The organism is Shewanella sp. TB7-MNA-CIBAN-0143 (assembly GCF_040310065.1).
Classification (GTDB): Bacteria; Pseudomonadota; Gammaproteobacteria; order Enterobacterales; family Shewanellaceae; genus Shewanella.
Map to the genome: position 1 here is coordinate 147287 of NZ_JBEOPL010000002.1, position 26366 is coordinate 173652.

At 41.1% G+C, this 26366-nt stretch carries 25 protein-coding genes; 11 read left to right on the forward strand and 14 right to left on the reverse strand.

What is annotated here, in order from left to right:
- Window positions 1–19: 19 nt before the first annotated feature.
- Window positions 20–1234 (reverse strand): AI-2E family transporter, encoded by a 1215-nt coding sequence (locus AAEY97_RS02055; protein WP_350996196.1) that lies wholly within the window; start codon window positions 1232–1234, stop codon window positions 20–22.
- A gap of 158 nt (window positions 1235–1392) precedes the next feature.
- Between AAEY97_RS02055 and folX the strand changes: the two genes are divergently transcribed.
- Together folX and AAEY97_RS02065 are read left to right on the forward strand one after the other, a co-directional pair.
- Window positions 1393–1758 (forward strand): dihydroneopterin triphosphate 2'-epimerase, encoded by a 366-nt coding sequence (gene folX / locus AAEY97_RS02060; RefSeq protein ID WP_101087907.1) that lies wholly within the window; start codon window positions 1393–1395, stop codon window positions 1756–1758.
- 84 nt (window positions 1759–1842) lie between these two features.
- Window positions 1843–2742, forward strand: a complete 900-nt coding sequence (locus AAEY97_RS02065; RefSeq protein WP_350996199.1) for a TIGR01777 family oxidoreductase — start codon at window positions 1843–1845, stop codon at window positions 2740–2742.
- A 58-nt stretch (window positions 2743–2800) separates the two neighbouring features.
- On the opposite strand, the gene AAEY97_RS02070 is transcribed toward AAEY97_RS02065, so the two are convergent.
- A complete protein-coding gene (locus tag AAEY97_RS02070) occupies window positions 2801–3700 on the reverse strand; it encodes a LysR family transcriptional regulator (RefSeq protein ID WP_350996202.1) in 900 nt (299 codons plus the stop codon).
- Window positions 3701–4069: 369 nt separating this feature from the next.
- Here AAEY97_RS02070 and AAEY97_RS02075 point away from each other — a divergent pair, with 369 nt between their 5' ends.
- Window positions 4070–4519, forward strand: coding sequence for a hypothetical protein (locus AAEY97_RS02075; RefSeq protein ID WP_350996205.1), 450 nt, complete (start codon window positions 4070–4072; stop codon window positions 4517–4519).
- A 42-nt stretch (window positions 4520–4561) separates the two neighbouring features.
- On the opposite strand, the gene AAEY97_RS02080 is transcribed toward AAEY97_RS02075, so the two are convergent.
- Together AAEY97_RS02080 and AAEY97_RS02085 are read right to left on the reverse strand one after the other, a co-directional pair.
- Window positions 4562–5269, reverse strand: coding sequence for a pseudouridine synthase (locus AAEY97_RS02080; RefSeq protein WP_350996208.1), 708 nt, complete (start codon window positions 5267–5269; stop codon window positions 4562–4564).
- A gap of 148 nt (window positions 5270–5417) precedes the next feature.
- Window positions 5418–6281 (reverse strand): DUF4010 domain-containing protein, encoded by an 864-nt coding sequence (locus AAEY97_RS02085; protein WP_350996210.1) that lies wholly within the window; start codon window positions 6279–6281, stop codon window positions 5418–5420.
- Window positions 6282–6792: 511 nt separating this feature from the next.
- On the opposite strand from AAEY97_RS02085, the gene AAEY97_RS02090 reads away from it, so the two are divergent.
- A complete protein-coding gene (locus AAEY97_RS02090; protein ID WP_101087889.1) occupies window positions 6793–7047 on the forward strand; it encodes a TIGR03643 family protein in 255 nt (84 codons plus the stop codon).
- 82 nt (window positions 7048–7129) lie between these two features.
- Here the strand turns inward: AAEY97_RS02090 and AAEY97_RS02095 are convergent, their stop codons facing one another.
- Both AAEY97_RS02095 and AAEY97_RS02100 read right to left on the reverse strand, forming a co-directional pair.
- Window positions 7130–9613: an ABC transporter permease gene (locus AAEY97_RS02095; protein ID WP_350996212.1), complete on the reverse strand. Its 2484-nt coding sequence runs from the start codon at window positions 9611–9613 to the stop codon at window positions 7130–7132.
- Window positions 9613–10362, reverse strand: coding sequence for an ABC transporter ATP-binding protein (locus tag AAEY97_RS02100; RefSeq protein WP_162022734.1), 750 nt, complete (start codon window positions 10360–10362; stop codon window positions 9613–9615). Before AAEY97_RS02100 ends, AAEY97_RS02095 begins: the two co-directional genes overlap by 1 nt.
- A 61-nt stretch (window positions 10363–10423) precedes the next feature.
- Here AAEY97_RS02100 and AAEY97_RS02105 point away from each other — a divergent pair, with 61 nt between their 5' ends.
- Together AAEY97_RS02105 and AAEY97_RS02110 are read left to right on the forward strand one after the other, a co-directional pair.
- Window positions 10424–10981 (forward strand): arylesterase, encoded by a 558-nt coding sequence (locus AAEY97_RS02105; protein ID WP_162022733.1) that lies wholly within the window; start codon window positions 10424–10426, stop codon window positions 10979–10981.
- A 175-nt stretch (window positions 10982–11156) separates the two neighbouring features.
- A complete protein-coding gene (locus AAEY97_RS02110; RefSeq protein ID WP_101087882.1) occupies window positions 11157–12224 on the forward strand; it encodes a DUF3083 family protein in 1068 nt (355 codons plus the stop codon).
- Between the two features lie 87 nt (window positions 12225–12311).
- On the opposite strand, the gene sohB is transcribed toward AAEY97_RS02110, so the two are convergent.
- Entirely contained in the window at window positions 12312–13322 is a 1011-nt protein-coding gene (sohB, locus tag AAEY97_RS02115; RefSeq protein ID WP_162022732.1) for a protease SohB, read from the reverse strand.
- A gap of 122 nt (window positions 13323–13444) precedes the next feature.
- Complete coding sequence (locus AAEY97_RS02120) at window positions 13445–15934, reverse strand: VolA/Pla-1 family phospholipase (RefSeq protein WP_350996216.1); 2490 nt, start codon at window positions 15932–15934, stop codon at window positions 13445–13447.
- 259 nt (window positions 15935–16193) lie between these two features.
- Here AAEY97_RS02120 and AAEY97_RS02125 point away from each other — a divergent pair, with 259 nt between their 5' ends.
- Window positions 16194–16931 carry a YciK family oxidoreductase gene (locus tag AAEY97_RS02125; RefSeq protein WP_011638022.1) on the forward strand — a complete coding sequence of 246 codons (738 nt, stop codon included), beginning with the start codon at window positions 16194–16196 and terminating at the stop codon, window positions 16929–16931.
- A gap of 117 nt (window positions 16932–17048) precedes the next feature.
- Here AAEY97_RS02125 and AAEY97_RS02130 read toward each other — a convergent pair whose 3' ends face one another.
- The 6 genes from AAEY97_RS02130 to pspA form a co-directional block, all read right to left on the reverse strand.
- Complete coding sequence (locus AAEY97_RS02130; RefSeq protein WP_350996219.1) at window positions 17049–17384, reverse strand: ComEA family DNA-binding protein; 336 nt, start codon at window positions 17382–17384, stop codon at window positions 17049–17051.
- Between the two features lie 141 nt (window positions 17385–17525).
- The gene (locus AAEY97_RS02135; RefSeq protein WP_101087873.1) at window positions 17526–18617 is read right to left on the reverse strand and encodes a TIGR01620 family protein; all 1092 of its coding nucleotides are present in this window, start codon (window positions 18615–18617) and stop codon (window positions 17526–17528) included.
- 35 nt (window positions 18618–18652) lie between these two features.
- Entirely contained in the window at window positions 18653–20095 is a 1443-nt protein-coding gene (locus AAEY97_RS02140) for a YcjX family GTP-binding protein (RefSeq protein WP_350996222.1), read from the reverse strand.
- Window positions 20096–20148: 53 nt separating this feature from the next.
- Window positions 20149–20544: an envelope stress response membrane protein PspC gene (gene pspC, locus AAEY97_RS02145; protein ID WP_101087871.1), complete on the reverse strand. Its 396-nt coding sequence runs from the start codon at window positions 20542–20544 to the stop codon at window positions 20149–20151.
- On the reverse strand, window positions 20531–20770 hold the full coding sequence (gene pspB / locus AAEY97_RS02150; RefSeq protein ID WP_086019761.1) for an envelope stress response membrane protein PspB: 240 nt from the start codon (window positions 20768–20770) through the stop codon (window positions 20531–20533). Before pspB ends, pspC begins: the two co-directional genes overlap by 14 nt.
- Window positions 20771–20789: 19 nt before the next feature.
- Window positions 20790–21473 carry a phage shock protein PspA gene (gene pspA / locus AAEY97_RS02155; protein ID WP_162022729.1) on the reverse strand — a complete coding sequence of 228 codons (684 nt, stop codon included), beginning with the start codon at window positions 21471–21473 and terminating at the stop codon, window positions 20790–20792.
- 192 nt (window positions 21474–21665) lie between these two features.
- Between pspA and pspF the strand changes: the two genes are divergently transcribed.
- The 4 genes from pspF to AAEY97_RS02175 all read left to right on the forward strand — a co-directional run bounded on the left by pspF (window position 21666) and on the right by AAEY97_RS02175 (window position 26363).
- Window positions 21666–22745, forward strand: coding sequence for a phage shock protein operon transcriptional activator (gene pspF, locus AAEY97_RS02160; protein ID WP_101087869.1), 1080 nt, complete (start codon window positions 21666–21668; stop codon window positions 22743–22745).
- Window positions 22746–22828: 83 nt separating this feature from the next.
- Window positions 22829–24454: an ABC transporter substrate-binding protein gene (locus AAEY97_RS02165; RefSeq protein WP_192115995.1), complete on the forward strand. Its 1626-nt coding sequence runs from the start codon at window positions 22829–22831 to the stop codon at window positions 24452–24454.
- Entirely contained in the window at window positions 24455–25486 is a 1032-nt protein-coding gene (locus AAEY97_RS02170) for an ABC transporter permease subunit (protein ID WP_101087865.1), read from the forward strand. It abuts the gene before it with no gap.
- A complete protein-coding gene (locus tag AAEY97_RS02175; protein WP_101087863.1) occupies window positions 25473–26363 on the forward strand; it encodes an ABC transporter permease subunit in 891 nt (296 codons plus the stop codon). Before AAEY97_RS02170 ends, AAEY97_RS02175 begins: the two co-directional genes overlap by 14 nt.
- Window positions 26364–26366 lie beyond the last annotated feature (3 nt).

A 26366-nucleotide genomic window follows, 5' to 3' on the forward strand; every position in this document is an offset into this window, starting at 1 on the left:
CTAAATACAATCAATAGGGTTATGCATTTGTGGTTGATGACTTAGCTTTAGTGTCACTGCCCACGCTATGATCATTATCTACGTCGCTACTGACTCCACTATTAACGTCATTATTAACCTGTTCGTCATCGTCGTCTCTGTGGCAATCTTCAGCTGCAATTTCGGCTTCTGCTTTAACATTATTGGCAGATTCATTGGGTGAGTCATCATTATCATCCGACAATAAAATTGCCAGCCAATTGCCCGAGTCGCTCGATTCAAGACCAATTTTAACAATCATGGTTAAGGGTACCGACAGCAACATGCCGACAGAGCCAAGCAGCCAACCCCAAAAAATCAATGATAAAAAAACGACTAAGGTAGACAAGCCTAAACCTCGGCCCATAAAACGCGGTTCAACCATATTACCCATCACCATATTGGTACCCACATACAATAAACCAGTAATACCTGCAGCCCCTGGGCCCATTTGGATAAAAGCCAATAACACAGCAGGAATAGCGGCAATAATAGAACCAATATTAGGAATATAATTAAACAGAAAAGCGATGACTGCCCATAACAAAGCATAATCAACGCCAATGATAGTCAAACCGATACCAACAACCACTGCAGTCGCTAAACTGACCAGGGTTTTAATCACCATATATTGATTAACCGACTGCAAAAATTTGTCGATTTGCTGTAAACGCTTATCTGGAGCATCAAGGGCTAAATGAAACTTTCTTGGCATTGATTGCGCTTCAAATAACATGAATACGATAGTCAAAATAATCAAGAATAAATTAGCCATCACATTACCAACACCAGACAACATATTAGTGGTCATGGATAACGCCATGCCGGGGTCAAAATAATCGAGCACCTTTTGTTTAGAAATCTGAATATTAAAGTCTTGCAGTTTTTCAAGGGTCCACGCAAATTGTTCAATCAATTGCTCCCGATACTTGGGCATTTCTTTGGAAAACTCAGTTACCGAACTGCCCACTAAACTGGCCAGCCATAAGCCCATTAACACAATAAATCCCATCAATAAGATGATCGATAACCATTTAGGAATGCGATAGCGCGTCATAAATACAATGGCTGGATTACAAATTACCGCTAAAAATGCAGATAATACAAAAGGCACCACAATTGGGCTGGCCGTTTTGATTCCCGCTAGAATGATCACCACACAGGCCATCACCACAAAACTACGGACAGCCATAGGCGATTGTTGTAATCCTTTCATAGAACTAAAAATCCTTATTATTGCTTATTAAAATGATTCTGTATGCTAAGCTAAACTCAGTAACATATTGCAAACTAAGTTAAATATTTTTGTCGATTCACATATAAGTTGATGACAATATTGGCTTACAACAACTTTTAGGGATCCACTCACTCAATATGAAACCAGAAACCGCTATTATACGCATTAAAAACTTACGTTTACGCACCTATATCGGCATTAAAGAAGATGAAATCAATAACCAACAAGATGTCATCGTCAATGTAGTGATCCATTATTGTGCCGACAAAGCGCGAAACAGCAACAATGTCACTGATGCGTTGAATTATCGCACCATTACTAAAAATATCATTGCTTTGATTGAAAATAATCGTTTTTCATTACTCGAAAACCTAACCAATCAAACTCTCGCCATTGCCAGCGAACATGATTGGGTTGAATTTGCCAGTGTCGAAATTGATAAACCCCATGCACTTCGCTTTGCAGACTCTGTGTCGATGGAATTATGCTATCAAAAGCCGTAATAACAAGTATGTTGCGTGCAGAATTTGTGATCATTTCTTAAGGTTACCATCGTATATTGTTCTACTGAGTAGAAGGGAGTTTAGATGAGAATATTAATCACTGGTGCAACGGGGTTTGTTGGCAAACGCTTAGTTAAATCGCTTAGCGAACACCAACTGATCATATTGACGCGAAATATTAATAACGCAAAAAATAATCTTGGCAGTCACCATCAATACTGGCAAGCCCTTACTGATAAACCACACCTTAACGACATAGATGCCGTAATTAACCTTGCAGGCGAACCGATAGTCAGTAAACGTTGGAGCAACAAACAAAAAAAACTAATATGCGACAGCCGTTGGGACATCACCACGGAATTAACTCAGCTTATTAGTAAAAGTACTACGCCGCCACATACGTTTATTAGCGCCTCAGCGGTGGGTTACTATGGTCGACAAGACCAGAGTCCAGTCGATGAGACAAGTGGATTTCATACTGAATTTAGCCATGATATATGCCAGAAATGGGAAGACCTCGCACTTCAAGCCCAGTCACAACAGACCCGAGTGTGTATTACTCGAATAGGTATTGTGCTCGGGAAGAATGGCGGCGCATTAGCAAAAATGCTACCTCCATTCAAACTTGGTTTAGGCGGCCCAATAGGCAGTGGCGAGCAAGGTATGAGTTGGATTCATGTTGATGATTTAATTGGACTGATTAACTATTTGCTGAACAACACCAACTTACAAGGTATTTACAATGCTACTGCACCTCAGCCTGTTAGCAATGCAACATTTGCTAAAGCATTAGGCAGTGCGTTAAATCGTCCGGCCAAAATAACCACGCCACCATTAGCGCTAAGACTGGCAATGGGTGAAATGTCAGAGTTGCTCACTACCGGCCAATTTGTACTACCCACAAGGACTTTAGCGGCTGGCTTTGAGTTTCAATACACTGATATCAACAGTGCATTACAACACATTATTAATTCTAAGAGCTAACTCAGCGAGCTAACTCAGAGCACTAAACCACCGAGAAAATTCACCGGGCTAACGGGCATCACTTCACCAACTGTTTAATTTTATTGATTATCGGTCCATAACGACGTGCAAGTGGCCGATGTTTTTTGTAAATGATAAACAAGGGCTCACTGACCACCACATTGTTGGCTTGCTCGGTGGCAAAAGATGCTATGCGGATATGCTGTTGTTGGGCAAAATTATCAACTGCAAATTGTGGTAGCACAGCAAATGCCAGCCCTTTAGCCACGGGAACAAGAATTTGGTTCAATTGGTTAACGTAACTGCGAATAGGCACCTGCAACGCTAACACCTGTTTTTCAATAAAATACTGGCCGACTATTTGCGACCAATAATGCATCGCATCTGGATGGCTCACCATTCCAAGTTCCATGAGTTGTTCAAATGTAACCGATTGATGTGGGTACGACTGCGGTAACACTAGACATAGAGACTGTGCAGCTAATGGGGTCACCACCAGCTCATCCATGTTAATCGGCTGCGTAATGATGCCCACATCAACGGTATTGGCCATAACACTATCAATAATGCGTTTATTGGGCGCCGCTTCCAGATGGATTTGTAATTGACTATGTGGCAACTGATAGTCAATAAGGTGAGGATATAAAAGCAACGCCATCGATCCCGAACACGCTAAACGACAAACGCCTACATGCTCATCATCAACCGCTAATTGCGACAAAACTTGTTGCTGTTGCTGCTGCCAAACTAATGCTTGTTGATATAACACAATTCCAGCTTCAGTTAGCTCAAAGCTTTTTCCTATTCGAATCAGTAAATCAACGCCCACTTGCAGCTCAAGCTTTTTAATGTGTTGGCTCACGCCAGGTTGCGTCATAAAAAGCTGCTCTGCCGTGTGAGTAAAATGCCCTACTTCGACAAGTTTAATAAATGTGGTTAACCATTGTTGATTTAACATGCTGCGCCTCTATTATGCACTGAACACTTCATTGCATCGACAATGAACATCTCTTATACGACATCGATTATGCGGACACTAACGTCACCGCCGATAATGGCACAATGATAACAAAAAGTTATTGTTTTATGTATTTTTAATAACCTTACCCACTAACGTTAGCTAAAAGGACAATATAACCAGAAAGGTGTCATTCCAGCTCAAACCCGTGGTTAATACGATTTACTTTTTGCCATCCTCACACACTCCCGTAAAACGGCCAGGTTAACATGCCGCATTGTAGAGTGACTTGACTCTACCTGATTCCTTACTATGATTAAATTGTACAAAAAACGAACAAAATAATTAATTATTAAAAAGGATAATAAAATGAAAAAATTATTAATTACATTAGCTTGCGTTGTATTTAGCTCCGCATTATTTGCCAAAGATAGATTGGAGATTTACCAAGATTACGATCTCGGTACTGAAATAATGGTAATGACTACCGTTAAAGTAGATCCTAATATGGCGGATATATATTTGGCAGGTTTGAGTAATAGCTGGGTTAAAGCGGTTAAAATTGAAAAGGAACTTGGTTATATCAAAGACTGGAAAATCTATGCAAGTGATTTACCAGTGAGTGGTGATTTTAACATGTTATTAGTCGTTACTATGGCTAATGGCGCAGACATAGAGCCTAACAAAAAGAAGTATGAAGCGTTCATGAAAAAGTGGAGCGAGGCTGATAAAAAAATGTCTAATGAAATTTCAGCCAAATACCCTGAAGTAAGGACATTAACGGGTGAATATCGCATGCGTGAGGTCATGATAAAATAATCAATAAAGCGCTTTTTACACAAATACTAAGGGGCGCTGAATTTAAAGCTTATTTAAAAGTATATGACTAAATGAACCAATTTCTACATCGGTTAAATAACGCCATTCACCTATTGCTACATCCAGTTTAACCGCACCAATACTTTCTCGATGCAGCGACACCACTTTATTACCTACGGCAGCAAACATGCGTTTAACTTGATGGAACTTGCCTTCAGTTAAGGTCAGTAATACTTCTTGTGGTGTGATAATGTGCAACTGTGCCGGTAATGTCAGCTCTTGCTCCCCTTGCAAAGCAATGCCTTGTAAAAAAGACTCTCCGGCATCTGCTGCTATCGGCTTAGCTAATTTAACCCGGTAAACTTTATGGCATTGCCCAGACGGAGACGTGATAGCAAATGTCCAACGACCATCATCGGTAATAAGCACTAATCCGGTTGTGTCGGCATCTAATCGTCCGGCAATATGCAACTCAGATGGTCGTTCGGCGTCAATTAACGAGAATAGCGACGGATAGACACCATCGACATTCGAACAAAGGGTATTGGCAGGTTTATTGATTAACATATAACGAAACGCTCGAGCAGCAAGCTTTTGACCGTTTAAGCTGATGTCATTATTTTCATGAACTTGAACAGCTTCATCCCTGACAACTACACCATTAACGAGCACAGCCCCGTTATGGATATGTTGAATAACCTCATACTTTAATAATTCAGTACTTTTACAAACAAATCGATCAAGACGCATAAATAACCTTAACTTGGGATAATCATTTATTATTGGCTACTTAAGCGGATATTATGCTTTGTCTCGTCAGATATGCAGTCAATGGTGGGGGGTATTATGCCACAGACGTAAAGTGCAGTTTGTATTATTAGAGAGAATAGCAAACACATTACTCAAGCAAAAAAGAGCAAAAAAACGTAGCACCGACACTTAATGCAAACCCCAAAAACATCATTGCAATAAAAATCCATTTGTGAGAAAAATTGCTTCCTTTAAACATCAAGTACGATTTACTGATGGTGTTACCGAGTAAAATTAACAACAATAAATTTATTAAATCAATATCCTGTGGATTCATAGACCATTCGCTCATCACCGATACAAGAATGGCATGAGCTTCAAAAAATGATACCAGCAAAGTACTGATCCCTCGCGATAAACCAAGTTCACTGCCGATAAAATGCATGGCATATACAAGTCCGAGGATAAAAATAGATAGCTTAGCAACATTTTTCCAATTTATCGGGTGATCAATTAATAGCTCAATATCAACTGTTGGTTGCCCTGACTGGTTACTTAAAAAAAGTAAATTGGATTGCATCTGCACATATATTATCGCCGTAATAAAAAAAAATAATTGCGTGACAAAGGGGATATAAAAAATAAAGGCTAATTGGTCTGCCAAAAAAAAGATAATAAATAGACATTCCAGTAACATAGAACATAAAGCAAACAACAATGTCAGTAGCAAGTCACGTTCACTTGTTGATGCAAATTTTTTATCATTTAATATTTGTAAAAAAACTGCCGTACTGGAAATAAATCCTCCCAGAAAGCCCTGTAACTGGAATCGACTCCGTTTTGCTAGTAAGTGAAAACTAAAAAAGCTGAATAACTCTAGACAGGCAACTAAAGGCACAATTTTTAATAGAGGAACGTAGGCTGCAACAACAAACAATGCTGCAAGCATGGTCATGTCAAACCATATATGTTTGTCTTTAAAATGATATGAGAGTGGTGTTTTATGCTCCATCGACAATATTTGCCTCTACAACTATGTATCCTGGTGGACTAAATCATAAATTATTCAGAACTAACACTTTTCATCACAACATTAACTACTATATTAACCACTACATTTATCGTGGTCGGCACCGAGCACTTTTTAATATAGCTTAATTATACAGCAAGCCAACTTAAAACGATTTAGTGATTAGACAAATGCTTGTCCAATCTCGTAATCGACAGCTAAGGTGGCTTGATAAATTTTATAGCACGACTTGGCAGGGGGAAATAATATTAAATGTACCGCACTCATCATTGGTAATGAGCACTCACCCTGTGGTGCCGGCATTTAACCGTCCGCCAATAGGATGATCTGATAATTGTTCAGCATCCACTAATGAAAAAAAATATAGGCCAATAAAGCTTGTCTCTATATTTTAACGTATTCATCTGCCTTAAACACAAATCCTTAATACACTAATCTAAACGCTGATAACTAACGTATTAGAGCGCAAACCCAATAAACATTATCAAACTCAATGCTATCACCGCACGATACCTCAAGGATCATTGAAATGGCATGGGAAGACCGCACGCCATTTGAAGCTATTGAACATCTTTATGGCTTAAACGAATCAAATGTGATTAAACTCATGCGCTCATCACTCAAACCCAATAGCTTTAAGTCTTGGCGAGCCCGTGTTAGTGGCCGTAAAACCAAGCACCTTAAATTGCGACCTGAAGGTATTGATAGAGCGTATTGTCCAACCCAATATAAAATGCGTCAAAAGTAATCACATCAGTGATCAACTAAGGTAAAAAGGCAACATAAAAAAGGGAGATGACAATGCATCTCCCTTAATATTTGTAAGTACTTTAGCCCTCTTTTAACATGTCACTGCACGACTTATTGAGTAACTGACGACAACGCCAAATCCCTAAGATTGCCACAATTAGCGCGCCTGCGATTGGAGTTATGCCCCACCATGGCCAATGCATGTATACCACTAACTCAAACACTTGAGTTTTTAGCATGTATAAAGCAAACTCAGCCACTATCACCGCTAATAAACCAGCAATTGCACCAAGCAAAGCAAACTCAATTCCAGTAGAAGCACGAAGTAACCAACCGGATGCGCCAAAAGTTCGCAACACCGCGAGTTCTCGTTGTCGAGTCGCCATGCCAGCCTCAGTTTGCGCAATCAACACCAAGGCACTGGCCAACAACACTAATGCCAACACTAGTGATAGTGATAATGACACTTGATCGATTATTTGCCGTAGCTGCTCAACCATCGCCCCAACATCAATAATCGATATCGTTGGAAATTGTTGGATCAGTTGCAATACCACTTGATTGGCGCTCAGCAAGCTACCATCAGCCGCTAATTGCGCATCATTAAGGTGAAAACTAGCCATCGAGGTATAGGCAAATGGCGCCAACGCTTCAGGGGTAAAAATCATGAAAAAGTTAGGTTGTAGGGTTTCCCACTGAACCTGTCTAATACTGGCAACTTTCACCGAAAAGGATTGATTATCGATGCTATAAGTGAGCTTGTCGCCAAGTATAACGCCTAGTCTATCTGCGACACCGGACTCAACCGAAACATCATCCGCAGCTTGATTAAACTTGCCCTCAAGCAGCTTATTATTTGGCGGTAAAGTATCTCGATAGGTTAAGTTTAGTTCGCGAGAAATCCCCACTCGCCCTTCAGCTCCGCTTTCAGCTTGTTTGCCCGAAATCAACTCCTCGTCGTTAATATGAGTGAGTCGACCACGCACCACAGGATAAATATCGGTAGCGTTAATATGATTTAGGCTTAAAAAGTCATTTAATGGCTTAGCATCCTCAGGGGCTATATTCACTAGAAAGTAGTTAGGTGCATTTTCAGGTAACTGCTTTTGCCATTCATTAAGTAAATCTTGACGCAAGGCCAAGATGGTGAGCAATAATACCAATGCACTGCTAAATCCAACCAATTGCACAGCATTTTGACGAGCACGACGGCGAAGCCCAGCTAATGCTAGTTGGAAAGGATTGGTGGTTTTCATGCCAATGCCATGACCGAAACGGATCATCACAAAGCCCAGCACACTGAGTAAAAAACCTAACAACAGCACCGCAAGTACCACTGTCATCGTCAATGCTAAACTTCTTGAATACAAATACCCCAACAAGGCCATCGCGGCCAAGCTTAATAGTAAATGGAGCCACATGCCCAGCTGCAGGCCTTCTAATTGGCGCTGCAATACTCTTAACGGCGGAATGGCTAACAGCCGCATTAACGGATAAGCAGAAAACATAAATGCACTGATTAGCCCCGTGCTTACACCTAATAAAATAGGGCGTAAATACGGTGGAGAATAAGCGGCTATCTCTGGTGGTAAAAATGCCGTAATGCCAATGTCGAGCAATAACCCGCCCAATAAACCCAGTGCAATACCCAATAAGGTCACTAACGACAAATGCAGTCCGAATAACACCCGAATTTGCTTGCCTGAAGCGCCAAAGGTTTTCAGCATGGCCACAACATCATAGTGGCGTTGACAGTAACGCTGCGCTGCAATACCAATCGCGGCGCACGCTAATGCAATACCGAGTAAACTGGCTAGCAGCAAAAAGCGCTCCGCACGTTGCACAGCTGAAGCTATCGGGGAATCTCCCGATTGCACATCTACCCAACGCTGGCTGTTATTGAGCAAAGGTTTAGCTTGCAGTTCAAAGGCCGTTAGCTGCTCTGCATCACCAGTAAATTGGTATAAATACGTCACCCGACTACCAGGTTGAATAATACCTGTCGCCGCCACATCATCTAAACGTATGAGTAATACTGGTGAGGACGCAAACGGATTAAACCCTGCATCCGGTAAACGACTAATCTCTTCGGTTAGCGATAACTCACTATTGCCCAACTCAATGCTTTTTGGGTAGCCAAGCAAACCACCTAAACGATTTTCAAACCATGCTTGCCCCTTGCTTGGTAATGCTCGAGTGACACCGTTACTCAGTTCTATATCGCCTTTTAACGGATAGCCATCACCTACCGCTTTAACGGTCACTAATTGAAATTTATCGCCCGAATACACCATCGAGTTAAATTGCATGTTAGTGACGTGGGCAAGGCCTAACTCATTGGCAACAGTAAGGACTTGTGCATCAAGTTCAACCGGTGAGTCGATAATACGGTCGGCGGCAATAAAGTTAGAGGCTTCGCCATTAATGGCCACTTGTAAACGCTCACTAACCCGCGCTAGCCCGGTCACGGATAACACCGCTAACGTAATAGCCAACACGATAAGAATTAATTGTCCTTGAGCGAGTTCACGTTTAAACAATCTCCACGCAATTTGCCACTCCATTAATTAACCTCCGCAACAGGTTCCGCGCTCACATGGGCAGCCTTAAGATTATCTGCGTATGGTTCTGATAAATGGCCATTTTCCATCACTAATTGGCGTGCGCAACGTTTTGCTAAATGTAAATCATGCGTCACTAACACCAACGTGGTGTCACTTTCTTGGTTTAACTCAAACAACATATCAGCAATTTTATCACCATTCACACTGTCTAAGTTGCCTGTTGGTTCATCTGCAAACAGCACTTTGGGTTCACAAATAAAAGCTCTGGCAATAGCCACACGTTGCTGTTCACCACCCGATAATTGTTTAGGCAAATGATTTAATCGATGAGATAAACCAACGCGATTGAGCATGGTTTGGGCTTTCTGCTTGGCATCTTTCACCCCTGCAAGCTCTGCGGGTAGCATAACGTTTTCAAGCGCTGTTAAGGTATCAACCAGCATAAATGACTGAAAGATAAAACTGACTTTTTGCTTACGAAGCGCTGCTTTTTGCTCTTCATTTAATCCGGATAATGCCACCCCATCCAACACTATCTCACCAGAGGTAGGTGTATCTAATGCTGCAAGTAAACCCAATAGTGTCGACTTACCTGAACCTGATGGTCCCAAAATGGCGATACTGTCTCCTTGCTTGACTTCTATATTAATGCCGTTGAGGATAGTCAACTCTCCCTCTTGGGTCACGACAGTTTTATTGAGGTTAGTTACAGTAATGGCACTGGTATTTCGATCGATATTATTAGACATACAATCCTTCTTATATTCGTCACTGAAACGCGTGCTTACCAGCGTGTTTATACTGATAGTTATGAGTGTACCGACCTATGCTGCCACGATTTTGATATTAGGTGATAGCTTAAGTGCAGGCTATGGCATGCCAGAAGATCAGGGATGGGTACAATTATTACGTAACCAGTTGCCTCAGCATCAGATAATTAATGGTTCTGTTAGTGGTGAAACAACGGCGGGAGGATTACGTAGACTCCCGAGTTTACTGGCTTCAAGCCAGCCAGACCTGATTGTCATTGAGCTAGGTGGTAATGATGGGTTGAGAGGTTTTCCACCAAATAAACTGAAATCAAATCTTACAAAAATCATTACCCTATCGCAGCAACAAGGCGCCAAGGTGTTATTAACTGAGATTATGGTACCACCGAATTACGGCCCGAGGTATGCCAAATCTTTTACTCAGATTTATCATCAGTTAGCCGAACAATATACTATTAAGTTAATCCCTTTTTTCATGCAAGATATTGCCACCGACAAAACGCTTATGCAGCGCGATGGCATTCATCCGAATGAACAAGCTCAAGACACTATTACGCAGTTAATGTTACCTTGGATCACACAAGTTTTATCCGAGTAAACACTTAAATTTGAACAATTTTTGTTCGACATGTTAAAAACATTTTAATAAAGTGATCGAAAGTCATTTTAATTTAAGCATCAATGTTTAAAATGGACACTCAGCAAGCGCATTAAATAAGCATAAACATATAACGATAAACTTTAGACAACAACTAAGGCAATAAGGAAATAATATGTCCGTCAGTCGTCAAAAAAAAGTATACTTGCCAACAGCAACACGTAAAAATCAATACATTACCATTGGTTTTCCGTTAACTGATGAATATCTTAATGCATACAGTGATTTAGAAACTTGTTACGATGAATTTAGCAAACTCGTCTATCAACTAGCCGAAAAGCAAGAATTGTACAACGTGCACGTTGTCACTACCGATAAATTGCCTATGGTACGCTTCCACAGTGAAGCTTATTGCTTAACCACAGATGAGCAATTACGTTTTTTCTATAACCCAGCCCACCATGAGGCTAACCGTTTACACAGCGTTGCAGGCTTTAGAGCTAGAAAACTTAGAATTGTATTTTTAGCCACTGGCAATGACCTTCGCAGTAATTCGGCTGAGTTTCACTCTCATGTACAAAAATTTATAGCTGAACTAAAACCATTATTACCCGTTAAAAATGTGCCAATTAAAGTCCGTGACCACCAGCATATTTCTTATGATTTCTTTGCTAAAGCAAAAGGACTAAAAGAAACCTACGGTTATAAATTACGCGCTGTTGATAGTCGCTATCACCGACGTCATTGCGAGCTACCAGAAAATGTCAGCACGCTCAATTATGTCACCATAAACATTCCAGTTGACCGCCGCATCAAAAAGCAGTTACTCGCAAATGATACCACCGACTTTACCAGTGTTTATCAAAAGGTATGTGACAAGTTTATCGAAGCGACTAAAAGCAAACAGCTTAATCGTGTTGCGGTGGTTGCCAACGGCAAAATACCACTTGTACGTAACAGTAAGTATGAGCAATTAACCAGTACTAACGAATTTCAGATGGTTGGGTTTGATCCTCATGCAGAATCACCAGAGCCGATTTGCCACTGGGATGCGAACAAGCTTGTAGACGTTTTCCGATTTGTGATTGTCGCAGGTAAAAGCGATGAAACAGACGAAGGCTATGGTCGTTTTATGAATCAAGTTGAAGAAGCTATACGTGTATTTACCAATGAGTTCGACATTGATAAAGAACACGCCGATGTCATTTTACGTTTCCATCAACACATCAGTTACAAAGCTTAGTCAATCATAAGCTTTACAGTATAAAAAACGACAGCCTAGGCTGTCGTTTTTGTTTTTAATCAATTGCGTTGTGGTGATGTTGCTGTACTACACCGATTGATTACGCTCCGCAAAACGATTCATCATAGTGGTCACTGATAGTGAAACGCCATGAGCAATTTTATCTGCTAGCTTTTTCTTCATTTGATATTGAATTTTAATCACTTGATGGGTGTTAACCAAGTCTAAAATTACATCATCGCTGGTAGAAACCGCATCGATAAGCCCTAAGTCAATTGCTTGCTGGCCATACCAATGTTCGCCAGTGGCAACTTTAGCAATGTCCATATTAGGACGATAACGGCCGACAAACTCTTTAAAAAGCACGTGAGTTTCTTCTAATTCCTGTTGGAACTTAGCTCTGCCTTCATCAGTGTTTTCACCAAAAACGGTTAAAGTACGTTTAAAGTTACCTGCGGTGTGCTGTTCATAATCAATATCATGATTTTTTAACAAACGATTAAAGTTTGGTATTTGCGCAATCACCCCAATTGAGCCCACTATCGCAAACGGTGCGGCGTAAACCTTATTAGCCACACACGCCATCATATAGCCACCACTTGCAGCCACTTTATCCACGCAAATCGATAATGGGATATTAGCTTGACGCAAACGATCTAACTGACTTGACGCTAGGCCATACCCATGAACCATACCGCCACCACTTTCAACATTGACCAATACTTGGTCATCTTTATCTGCGATGGTTATAATAGCAGTCACTTCTTCGCGTAATGACGCGACTTCATTGGCATCTATACTGCCTTTAAAATCAATAACGAATACTTTGCCTTTGGTTAAGTTTTGTTTCTCAGCCGCTTTTTCGGCTGCTTTCACTTGCTTTTCATAGGCTTTAAATTGCTTTTTAGGCAGTAACTCTTCTTTCAACTGATGCTTTAACTGCATAAGCTCATCTGAAATATCAGTCAGTCTTAGCTCACCTTTATCAGATTTGTTTTTCATGCTTGCTGCCAGCACAAATATTACTACCGCTAAAATAGCGACAACAATGGTTACCGCTTTTGCTAAAAACAGGCCGTATTCATATAAAAATTCCAAAACTCGCTCCATACAGGGATGACAATCTTGCGGTATTTTAACAGTAATAACCGACAAGTAGACAATAAAAAACCCAGCTAATTGCTGGGTTTCTTAAGATATTGCGTACTAAATAGTAAACATTAGTTACAGCTTTGGATCACATCGCTGTTACTCACAACAATCGTAGCTTGTCCTAAACCTGCTGTTTTTGCAAAACCAGCAACTTGAGACTGCATTTCAACAGTCGCAGCAAGAGCCATTCCGTCTGTTACACCATCTACTTCACCTGGGCTAACAATCGAACTGTGATGGCCTTTAGAGAAGCGTACAGCACCAGAACCTGGCGTTGTAGTATCAACACATCCTAGCGCTAGCGAGGTAATTAACGGTTCAGTACCCGATAATGGGAAACCTTCAACGCTGTTAGGTAATGTTTGGTCACCTAAGTTGCCTGCCCCATCGCCAACCACTTCAATTAAATGCACTGGTAAACCAGTAGCCGCTAATTTTTCGCCATGGTTAATTGGGTCAGCAGAATCGACAGCTGTTTGCACTGCAAAAGCAAATGTTGGTATAAACTCAGCATACACTGCTTGAACTAAAGCAGCATACTCGGCACTACCTTCCTCATAACCTGCAGTATTTGCAGCAGTAACGAGAGCGGCAAACGTACTAGACGCGGTGACATTGGCGAATAACTGTGGACCAAATGCAGCAGAACCCGCAAATGCACCAGCTAAACCACCAGCAGGCGCCACTAACGATGTTGCATTAATAGCATAAGCGTTAGGTAAAGCATCACCCGTCATAGGATTAACTAATCCAGTACTAGCATAAGTAGAGAATGTAGTGCCAACAATGCCACCTAAACTCAAACCTTGTGCACTGATTTTAGACACATCAAATACTTGAGGTTGATTTGCCGCAGCGAGTTGTTGCGCCATTCCAGTCAATAATAATCTTAACCCTAATTGGTCTAAGGTTGCTTGACGGAAATTGTCACGCACTGTCAATGTGCTGGCGATGTTAACAAACACTAATGGGTTACCATTGGTGAACGCATTAGGCTTACCGACTACAGGACCAAAAGCTGGGGCTGTTGCAGATATCTCATAAGTGCCGTCTTTGTCTAAATCAAATGAACGAGCACCGTGCAATGGCATATCAATCGCAATAGTGGCAACACCAGCTGCAGCGTATGTACCCGCATAAGCTAGTGCCATTTCTTTACCACCACCTAAACCATGCATTGCGATTGTGGTTGGCCAACCACTTGTTGGAGGCACAAAAGTTCCACCTTGAGCAGCGGTAAATGCTGCAAGCTTAGCCGCATTCGGTAAGGTAATTTGAACTGAAACAGTTTCATAACCTTTGATAGCCGGAATAGGGTTAAACTTGGTTAAATGTTTCGTTTTATCTGCAGCAGTACCGTCATCAAGTTTCCACTGTTTACCTGCAAGCAATGCTGGGTTACTTAATGCAGCTTGAGGGTCAACACCATTAACAGATGCTTGTGCGAAAAAGTTAGCTTGGCTTAATGTACCCGCCTGTAAAGCTAGCAATACCGACACAGGGCTGTCACCTTGAGCAAACCAACGGCCATTAGGCGCTGTTGGAGCACCATCTACGATTGGGATCACACAGCCAGCTGATGAACAATCACCGTAGATTGGCAGTTTAATTTTGGCAGTATAAAGATCAGCCATATCGGCGACTACATAGGCTGTACCCGATGCTGGCGTTAACCCAGCAGCCTGAGCAACTGTCAATCCAGTTGGCGTAGGAGTTTGCACAAATGAAGGTGTGTAAGCAGGATTAGAAGCCATCAATAATTTAGTGGTTTCATACACATCAGCGACTGACTGAGTGGTAAATAAACCTGAAAAACTAATCGATTCAGGATCAACACCGTGTGTTTCAGCAACACCTTTTTCATAACTGTTGACCAGATACTGCAGCATTTTTTGTTGTTCTGTTTCAAGCTGCTGTGTTTCAAAATCTAACTTTAACAGACCATAAGTTGTTGACGGAGCAATAGCACGGCCTAGCGAGTCTTGAATAAGATCGGTAGTCACATAGATATAAGACTGACCCGCTTTTAATGGTTTAATCGGTACTATGGCAACTTTATTGCCTGATGCTTTTGATACAAAATCAACACCAAATTGAAGCTCTTCACCTACTTTACAAGCTGAAACTGAAGGTGCTGATTTACACTCAGCATCACTTGATAATGCTCCGCCCACCGTCGCTTCAAACATACGCACCGCACCAGGTTGAAACACAGAGGCTGCATCTAACGTTAATGCATTGCCCTGTAAATCATTAGCAAGTTCGACAGTAATTGAAATTGGTGAACTAGTTGACCATCCATCTAATGCACCTAATGCAATTTGAGGATCAGTATAGTTACCGCTGGCTTCGCCAGGGATAGATAATGTGCCATCAGTGGTTCCACTGAAGAGTAAGTCGTTTGGTAATGGTACTTTGCTATTAGCAGGATCAAACTGCATATGTGAAACAGGCACTAACGGCTCAGCATTATCTACTGCTTCGTTAAAACTGTCACCACCACATGCTGTCAAGCCAAGAGCAGATGTTATTGCAACACCCAAAATGAGTCTTTTCATCTTTTTTCCCCAAATCTTGTTTTAATAATTTTGTTTTCCCCAAGAATTGGTCACAATAGTCCTATCATGCGACCATAAGGACTTATGTTAGTCCTTAACTATTCTCAAGTTAACGTAAAATTATTGAGTTAGCTACAAGTTTGTTACATGCAAATGACCTATTCTCATACAATTATTAATCATTTGTTTCAAACGGTCGTTTATTTTTTATCCGGTACTAGATTTGACGGGCGATTGCGCTAAGAGGAAATAATCAATCATGTTGGAATATCAAGCTGCAAAAGATTTACTCAATAACAAAACAATCTTGGTTACGGGCGCTGGAGACGGTATTGGTCGTGCAGCATCAATCGAATTTGCCAAACACGGCGCAACGGTAATTTTGCTCGGTAAGACCGTTAAAAAACTCGAAAACGTATACGATGAAATTGTTAATGCCGGTTATCCAAAGCCAGCCATTGTACCGTTAGATATGAAAGGCGCGACCGAACAGAATTATATTGATATGGCAGACACTATTGCCGAGCAGTTTGGTCATTTAGATGGTTTATTGCATAACGCATCTCAGTTGGGGGCATTAGGTCCATTTGAGCATATCGATTTAACCTCGCTTGAAACCATTTTAAAGGTCAATGTCACGGCTCAAGCCATCATGACCAAGTCATTATTGCCTATTATGCGTAAAGCCGAGCATGCTTCAATTGTGTTTACTTCTAGCGGTGTTGGACGTAAAGGTCGTGCTTATTGGGGACCTTATGCATTTTCTAAATTTGCCACCGAAGGCATGATGCAAGTGTTAGCTGATGAATGTGACAATACCTCTGTAAGGGTTAATAGTATTAACCCAGGCGCGACTCGTACAGAAATGCGTGCAAAAGCTTATCCTGCTGAAGATCCACAAACACTAAAAACAGCTGAACAAATTATGCCGACTTATTTATTCTTAATGGGTAATGAATCTATCGACACCAATGGCCAGGCACTTAATGCACAATAGTTTACCTGCATGAGTTAACCTGCATGAGTTAACCTGCATGAGTTAACCTGCATTTGGGCTCGCTGAAATAAAAAACGGAAGCAATTGCTTCCGTTTTTGTATTAATAAGCGTCTCAGTTAGAAACTCATATTCTCGGAATTCTGGCTAACTAACTTTTCACCAATTCCTGTCACCATGGTTAACTGTTTCAGATCGGTAAATTTGCCGTTTTTGGTTCGATAGTCAACAATTGCTTTTGCTTTGGCTTGCCCAATACCTTTCAGCGCTTGTAATTCTTCAGCGCTGGCTTTATTGATATTGACCTTTTGCATAGCCGTTGACTTTTTCTCCATCGATTTTGTAACTTGTTTTGTGGGCTCTGCCATTGTCTTTACCGTTTCAGCGGCGTAAGAATGACTACTTAACAAACAACATAAACCCATTAATAATGCAGTTAATGACAATGATTTCATTAGATTCTCCTTTCCTTCCTTAGTTTGCTGGTATGCGTCCTTCTCCATTACCAAGCTCGAACGATTCAGAACGCTATACGTTTTCCGAATCGGAGGCTAACTGTAGTCAACAAAACTGAATTGTACAAAAAAAACACTAATTTATTCGCTATTATCAGCTGACTGAGTTTGTTTCTGTTTATTTTTAGACATCATTGACGAAGTAAACTGTTTTAATTCACCGAGTAAATGTTGATGAACGTGGGATAATTTAGGCTTGTTGTGTTTGTTAAATGCAATCGGCCGGCACAAGCTCATGGCTTGATAACCTAACCTTGCGGTAAGTAAACCACCACCAAGTCCTTGTGCAATCCGAGCAGACACCTTGCCGGTCATTTCTACTGATAATAATTGGGTACCTAAATCGGTAATCACCTCGGTACTGCCAGCATAAATAATATTCGTCACAATACTACGAATCAGTTTTATGCGGCTCCAGTAACCCAGCTCCACGGCATAAATGGCAGCGACTTCATTAATCATTTTTTGATTTCGCCACAAGATAATAGCCATATCCAGCGCAGCTAAAGGGCTTGCGGCTAATAATAATGCCGACTCAGCAGCAAAGCGGTTAACGCGTTTCTTGGCCAGTAAATCGCGCTCGGATAACACGATATCTTCGAATAACAACACGATTTCTGCATCATTATGTTCATGGCTACAGGCTTGTAAATATTGTTGTTTAGCCTGATTATTTGGGTATTTGGCTAATATTGGTGCCAAAAACGTTTTGGCTTCGCCCATTTGCATGCTTTGGGATAATCGTTCAGCTGTGCTTTGATGATCACTGACTTGTTTAAGATTAACCAACTTACGCCATTCTTTAATCGTAATGACCGTGGCCCATAAGCTAACAATGGATAACACAGAAGCATAAAAACCAAATAACCACGGACTTTGTTGAAAAGAGTCAAGTAACCCCATCACGGTTTGTACGATAACCAATAACACCAAACCAATTACCGATAATATAGCCAATAACGACCAACGCTTAGCCTTTGCAGGTTTAATGCTGTCTTCCATTGCTGCTGGCAATTCTGTTAGCGATTGCTCACAAATAAAGTCAACTTCTTCAAATGATTTAGTCGGCTTAATTGCTTCTTCAGCCGATTGAATCTCATCTGTCACAATAAGATCTGACTCGGTAAATATTTGCGATTTTTTTATCGGCGAATTACGTGTAGGTTCATTCATAACTAATGCTCACATTTATTCTCAAAATAAAACCATTAAGACAATTTATCGCCTAATAGAAACTCCAAGAGATGGTCGAGACGAATGTGTTCGAATTGCGGATTGTTATCGTGGATATGGCTCAAATTGGGCGGTAGAAAAGCACTAAAGCTAAACCCTTGTTGTTGCCAAAACTCTGCATCGGGTAATGATGTGGGCACATCTCCTGGGTATACGGTGACTTGCTTACCATCAAGCCCAGTGCCTTTTACCACTTCTTGTTGAACACCCTCTATATTAACCATCCCGTGTTGAGTAGCCTTAATCGCACTTATCGCCATGGTTTCAACTTCACTGCCTTCAAAGTTGGCATAATGCTGGCTTTGTTGCAGCATTGCGGTTAACAAACTAAGCACATGGCCTTGCTGATCACGGGTCACTCTGTCTACTTGGCTGGCAGCAAATAACACTTTGTCTATCCGCGGTGAAAATAAACGTTTAATTAAGCTCGACTGGCCAAACTGAAAACTTTCCATAATGCTGTTTAATGCGCGCCCCATGTCATTAAACTGTGCCTGACCATGATTAAGTGCGTTTAAACAATCAACCAACACTAGTTGGCGATCAAATCGAGAAAAGTAGTCGCGGTAAAATGGCTTAACAACTTGTGATACGTACTGCTCATAACGGCGCTTAAGGACATGATAATTTGAATCGCTTGGGCTTGCTGATAATTCTGAGTGCTGAATTGGGCTTAAGGTAAGCAATGGGAAAAATGTCAATAACGGGGTATTTTCGTATTCGCCCGGTAACAACATACGCCCTGGTTGAGCGTGATAAAATCCCTGTTGTCTAACCAAGTCGACCAATAAAGTTTGATACAAGTCAGCAATGTACTTAAGGTGCTGTTCATCAGCTAATTGGCTTAACTCTAATGTCTCTAAAGCTTGATTGAATGCGCTAAATAAGGGCGAGTGACGTAAACATGTCACATTAACCTGTTGTGATAAACACCATTGAGTAAAATCTTGTTTAAGCATCGGTAAATCAAGTAACCACTCACCAGGATAATCAACAATATCTACGTACAAGGTTGCGGTATCTGTTAATTTAGCTAACAAACCTTGTTGAGGCTGATACTTAATGGCTAAACGTAATTCGGTAATGTTTTTGGTTGAAGCAGGCCAATAAGGAGGCGACGAACATAATGCATTCATTGCACCTTGATAATCAAAACTGGCAATGTCTAAATCAGGTTGCATAGCGCGATTGACAGCAATTAACCGACCTTCGCGTGCCACTTGCCATAATGGTAAAGGATTGTGCTTGGCGCCTTTTCCTGCATGCAATAACTGATTTACTAAGCCACTAATAAAAGCGGTTTTACCTGCACCGGATAACCCAGTGACGGCTAATCTGACATGACGATCGGTACTGCGGTTAACAATAGACTGAGCGGTTTGGCTGACTTTAAACAAGGAACGATCTAAAAATCTCATGATGGCTGATGGCTCCCCAAAAAACACGGGCGGATAACCGCCCATTAGAAGGATTAAAGACTATTGATTTGGCGTTTAAGATCAAAGTTGTCTGAGGTGACATGTTCTTCGAGTCGTCTTAAACGGAGTTCTAATCCGTTAAATTGACGATTAACATCAAACAACGCTTGCTTTGCCGGTTCACCTGCTTGCCAAATTTTCTTTTTAATTTCAATATCTTTGTGATTTTCTTTGTTGTCTAAGTTTTGTGGTTTGATGTCTAATATCATCCATAAGGCAATATAAACAACAAACACAATCCCTGTTCCACCGAGTAAGAATATCGACACAGCAATGACTCGCACTAGCCATGTTTCAAAGTTAAAGTAATCTGCAATACCTGAACACACCCCAGCCACTTTACCATTTTTTGGGTTGCGGTATAGAGTACGACCATTAGATGGGACCATGTTTTGCTCTCCATTCTGGTGATTCAGTATCTAAAATCGCTTCTAATGTTTCAATGCGACCGCTCATTTTTTCAGCTTTCGCAATGAGACCATTAAGCTGGTTAAATTCTTCCTCGGTGAGCCCCTGGCTCACTTGTCGCTTACTGCGATAATGAAGAACCAACCAGATAGGTGCCACAACAACCATAAAGATGATAATTGGTGCAATAAGAAGATCCATATCCATAACTCACCTCTGAATAAATTTACGCTTTAGATTTAGGTTGTGCTTTCGCACTCATTTTTGCTTTTAATGCTGCTAATTCATCATTCACAGAATCTTCTGCTTCTAATGCTGCAAACTCGTCAGCTAGAACGTTCTTTTTACCTAAATCATATGATTCTACTTGTGCCTCAAGTCCTTCAACTCGGCGCTCGTATTGTTCAAACTTCATCATTGCATCATCGATTTTGCTTGAATCAAGCTGCTTTTTGACTTCTAAACGTGAAGTGGCAGTTTGCTTACGCATAATGATGGTTTTTTGACGAGCACGAGCATCATTCAATTTTTCTTGAAGTTGAGCGATTTCATCTTTTAAACGAGCGACATGCTCTTCAACAACTTGCAGTTCCATCTCAAGCGCTTGCAATAAACCAACCGTTTTTTGCTTTTCACTCAACGCGGCTTTGGCTAAGTCTTCACGATCTTTGGATAACGCTAACTCAGCTTTATTCTGCCAATCTTGAACTTGCTCTTGAACACGAGCAATCCGGCGAAGTAATTCTTTTTTCTCTGCCAATACTTTAGCGGAGGTTGAACGTACTTCAACAAGTGTGTCTTCCATTTCTTGAATGATAAGACGGACCATTTTTTCTGGATCTTCGGCTTTATCAAGTATTGCGCTGATATTTGAATTAACGATATCTGCGAAGCGAGAGAAAATTCCCATAATGTGTTCCTCAAAATTAACGTGGATGTCGCAGTTGGTATTACACATTACGTGCCAACATTTACAAATGCAACAACATCATATACTTAAACAAATATTTAACTTTTGCTTTCTTTTAACACTCAAGCCATTTATTATGATTTTCACCAATTATTAGTCTAATTCACTAACAATTTTGCGAGTAAGCTAACTGTGAGCAAACAATTCCAGCAAGACAATCTCATCGGCCAATCTAATGCACTGCTTGAAGTATTAGAACATGTGTCTAAAGTCGCGCCATTATCTAAGCCGGTGCTCATTATTGGTGAACGCGGTACGGGTAAAGAATTAATTGCCGAACGACTACATTACTTATCCCCTCGTTGGGATCAAAGCTTTATTAAACTCAATTGTTCTTCATTAAGTGAAAACTTACTCGAAAGTGAACTCTTTGGCCATGAATCTGGTGCATTTACGGGTGCGAAAGGACGACACGAAGGCCGTTTTGAACGCGCCGATGGCGGAACACTGTTTTTAGATGAATTAGCCAACACTTCTGGATTAATCCAAGAAAAGTTGTTACGTGTCATCGAATATGGTGAATTTGAACGAGTCGGTGGCAGTAAAACGGTTCAATCTGATGTGCGACTGATTTGTGCCGCCAATGAAGATTTACCTACCTTGGCTGACAATGGTGAATTCCGAGCGGACTTACTCGATCGTTTAGCCTTTGATGTGATCACCTTGCCACCATTAAGACATAGAACCGAAGACATTATGCCATTGGCCGAACATTTTGCGATTAGCATGGCAAGGCAACTATCACTGGAATATTTTAGTGGTTTTAGTCCGTTGGCGGTAGAACAATTAATGATGCACAGCTGGCCAGGAAATATCCGAGAATTAAAGAATGTCGTCGAGCGAAGTGTTTACCGTGAAGGCGCTGATGGCCAAGAGATTGATCATATTATTTTAGATCCTTTTGCATCTCCCTATCGTCCTGTAAATCGCGTCAAAACCCGCGAACGTCAATTAAATCAAATAGAACATGCACCAACACCAGTGACGGAATCGGCTGAGTTAAATATTAAAACGGAAACATCTGTGGTGCTTAATAGCATCGAATTCCCGATAGATTTTAAAGAATACACCGAAAACAGCGAAATAGAACTATTGCAACGAGCATTAGCTGAAGGCCAATATAATCAGAAAAAAACCGCCGATTTGTTGGGCTTAAGCTACCATCAGCTTCGAGGTATTTTGAAAAAGTACAATTTACTCGACAAGAGCTGAATCAAGCTTGGATATGCTCATTGCCCCAATGCAATGAACACTGTTAAAATACCCACTCAAAGTCGATAAAAAATGATCACACTATGCCTGTTATAGTAAAACGCTGGTATCAGCAGATGTCTTTATGTCTCTCCAGCATCATGCTGGCTGCATGCGGACAAGTGCAATTGCCTTCTGGCCTTGTGTATTGCAGTGAAGGTAACCCTGAAAGCTTTAACCCTCAGCTTGTTACATCAGGCACCACTATTGATGCAACTTCACATCAAATTTACAGTAGACTCGTCAATTACAGCCAAGAAAAAGCCGAAATCACACCTGGTTTGGCAACATCATGGCAGGTGTCCGATGATGGTTTAAGTTATCTATTTACTTTACGTCAACATGTGAGTTTTCATAAGACCCGCCATTTTACTCCTGCAAGAGACTTTAATGCAGATGATGTGTTGTTTTCGTTTAATCGGATTATTGATCCACTGCATCCCTATCACTTAGTCAGTAGAACCGGTTATCCATTTTTTCAAAGCATTGGTTTTGCTGATTTAATTGGCTACATTGAAAAAGTAAACGACTACCAGGTTATGTTTCATTTAACTCGGAAAGACGCTTCTTTTTTATCTAATCTCGCCACTGATTTTGCCGTAGTGTTGTCGGCAGAATATGGTTATCAACTGTTAGCGCAAGGCACACCTGAAGATATCGATTATTACGCGGTAGGAACAGGACCTTTTCAGCTTAGCCAGTATGTGAAAAATGAATATATTCGCTACAAAAAGAATCCAGTTTATTGGGGCCCTAAGGTCGAGCTTGATCAATTAGTGTTTGATATCACCCCCAGAAGCACCGCACGTATTGCTAAATTAATTACCGGAGACTGCAGCGTTTCAGCATTACCTAAAGCTGGTGAACTGGCAGTGCTTGACCAACATAAAGATATTATTATCGATGCAAAACCTGGATTGAACGTCGCATTTTGGGCATTTAACACTCAAAAACCGCCATTAGATGATGTTCGTGTAAGACGCGCACTTGCGCATGCTATCGATAAAAATAATATTCTAGACGTGGTATATAACGATACCGCTGTCGAAGCGACAGGCGTTTTACCTCCGGCATCTTGGGCTTACAGCAAAAACTTATCTCCAAATGAATATAACCCTGAAAAAGCCAAAGTATTACTGCACCAAGCAGGTGTATCTAACTTATCCATTAATGTGTGGGCCATGCCAGTGGCGCGAATTTATAATCCGAGTGCATTGAAAACAGCGGAGCTCATTCAGGCCGATCTAGCCCGTATTGGCGTAAAACTGAATATCATTAGCTATGATTGGAGTGTATTCACCCAGAAGTTAGCCAGTTCCAATTATGATTCAGTGCTTATTGGTTGGAATGCGGATAATAGCGATCCTGATAACTTTTTCACTCCACTATTAAGCTGCGCCGCATTAGCTTCTAATAATAATCGCTCTCGTTGGTGCAACAAAGACTTTGAACATCTGTTAACCCAAGCTCAGAGCGTATCGACTCAACCTGAACGTAAAGCATTTTATCAATCAGCAGAAGCTATTATTAGCGATCAAGTTCCGCTAGTAACAATCGCGCATGCCAAAAAAGTGGTATTGAAAAAGAGTAATATTACCGCCATGCAAATTAGGCCTTATGGCGGTATTTCCTTCGCCAAAACAACTCAAGCAATAGAGGGAACTGAATAAATGTGGCGTTATCTTTTTAGTCGCATAACCCTGTTTATGGCCACGTCGCTAGTCATGGTGGCCGTACTCTTTATGGCATCAGGACAGTTTCCTGTCAGTAAAGCATATTCTCTGTCTGGGGTTCAATATCCCACGCTTGAACAACAACAGCAAATAGAGCAAGACTATCAACTAAATGATAACCAATTACTGCAGTTTACCGCCTACTTGCGCCAGCGCTTATCGGGTAACTTTGGTATTTCCAGTAACTCACAGCAAGAGGTATTGGAGGAGCTTGAAGCAGTACTACCTGCGTCTTTTGAATTATCATTATTTTCTGGTTTTATTGCCGTGTTTTTTGGCGTGCCCATTGGCGTGCTAGCCGCATTAGGTAATAACAAAGCACTGCAACGCAGTATTTTAGCCATCACCTTAACAGGCTATTCTATTCCGGTATTTTGGCTCGGCTTGACCTTATCTATGTGGTTTGGGGTGAATCTCGGCTGGCTGCCTATTTCAGGCCAAATCAATTTACTTTATGAAATTGAACCTGTGACAGGTTTTATGCTGGTCGACACTTTATTATCCGATTCTAGTTATCGCATTCCGGCGTTTCATGATGCTTTATTACACTTGATTTTACCGGCGGTCACTTTAGCGGTACTTCCTTTTACATTGGTAGTGAGGATCACCCGGCAAGCCATTTTAAATGTGATGAATCAAACCTATATCCGCGCAGCTGAAGCCCGCGGTTTACACACGGCTAAAATTCTACTCCGTCATGTTTTGCCCAATGCCTTAATTCCGGTAATAAAAAGTATTGGTTTAATGCTGGGATCATTTGCCAGCTATGGCATTGTGGTTGAAGTGATATTTTCGTGGCCAGGGGTTGGCAGTTGGTTAGTGTCGGGCATTTACCAGCGTGACTATACTGTTATTCAAGCGGGTATCTTATCTGTTTCATTATTAATTATTTTCTTAAGCATTTTGATTGATTTACTGCATACCGCAATCAATCCAATGAGCAGAAAGGAATTGTATGCCTCGAATTAAAATATACCAAGAAGACCATATAGCCTCGCCTATGTGGCGAATGTGGCAAACATTTTCTGCTAACCCATTTGCGGTGATCGGTCTATGGGCAGTTATTTTTTTATTAATATTAACTATTTTCGCCCCGTTTATAGCGCCTTATTCAGCAGAGATGCAAGACCAACAAGTATTACTTTTACCGCCATCATGGGATCCAGCTGGTACTGTAGAACATTTCCTTGGAACCGACGATCTAGGACGAGATATTTTTAGTCGAATCTTACACGGCGTACAATTAACCTTTGGCATGTCATTATTAATTGTTACTGCATCGCTGATATTTGGTTTTATTATTGGTTCTCTTTCAGGAATGATGCACGGCATAAAGTCGAGTGTGTTAAGCCACTTGCTCGATGCATTACTGTCTATCCCATCGTTATTAATGGCTATTCTAGTCGTCGCAGTTATGGGGCCTGGGCTTAATAATGTGTTTTGGGGCGTTGGGATTGCGATGGTTCCACAATTTGTGCGTGCTATCCATCTAGCGGTTCATGAAGAGCTTCAAAAAGAGTATGTTACCGCAGCCAAATTAGACGGTGCCAACTCGTTACAAGTTTTTTGGTATGTCATCATGCCCAATGTATGGGATGTGGTGATTATTCAGGTCACTATGGCAATATCTGCCGCAATACTCGATATTGCCGCTCTCGGTTTTTTAAACCTTGGTGCACAAGCACCGAGTCCAGAATGGGGTGCAATGGTCGCACAAGGGCTTGATAATTTACTGCTTGCGCCTTGGACCGTTACTATCCCAGGTGTCGCGATTTTGTTTACTGTATTATCGGTCAACTTAGTCGGCGATGGTTTACGTTCTGCGCTTGCACCGATAAGAAATTAACCT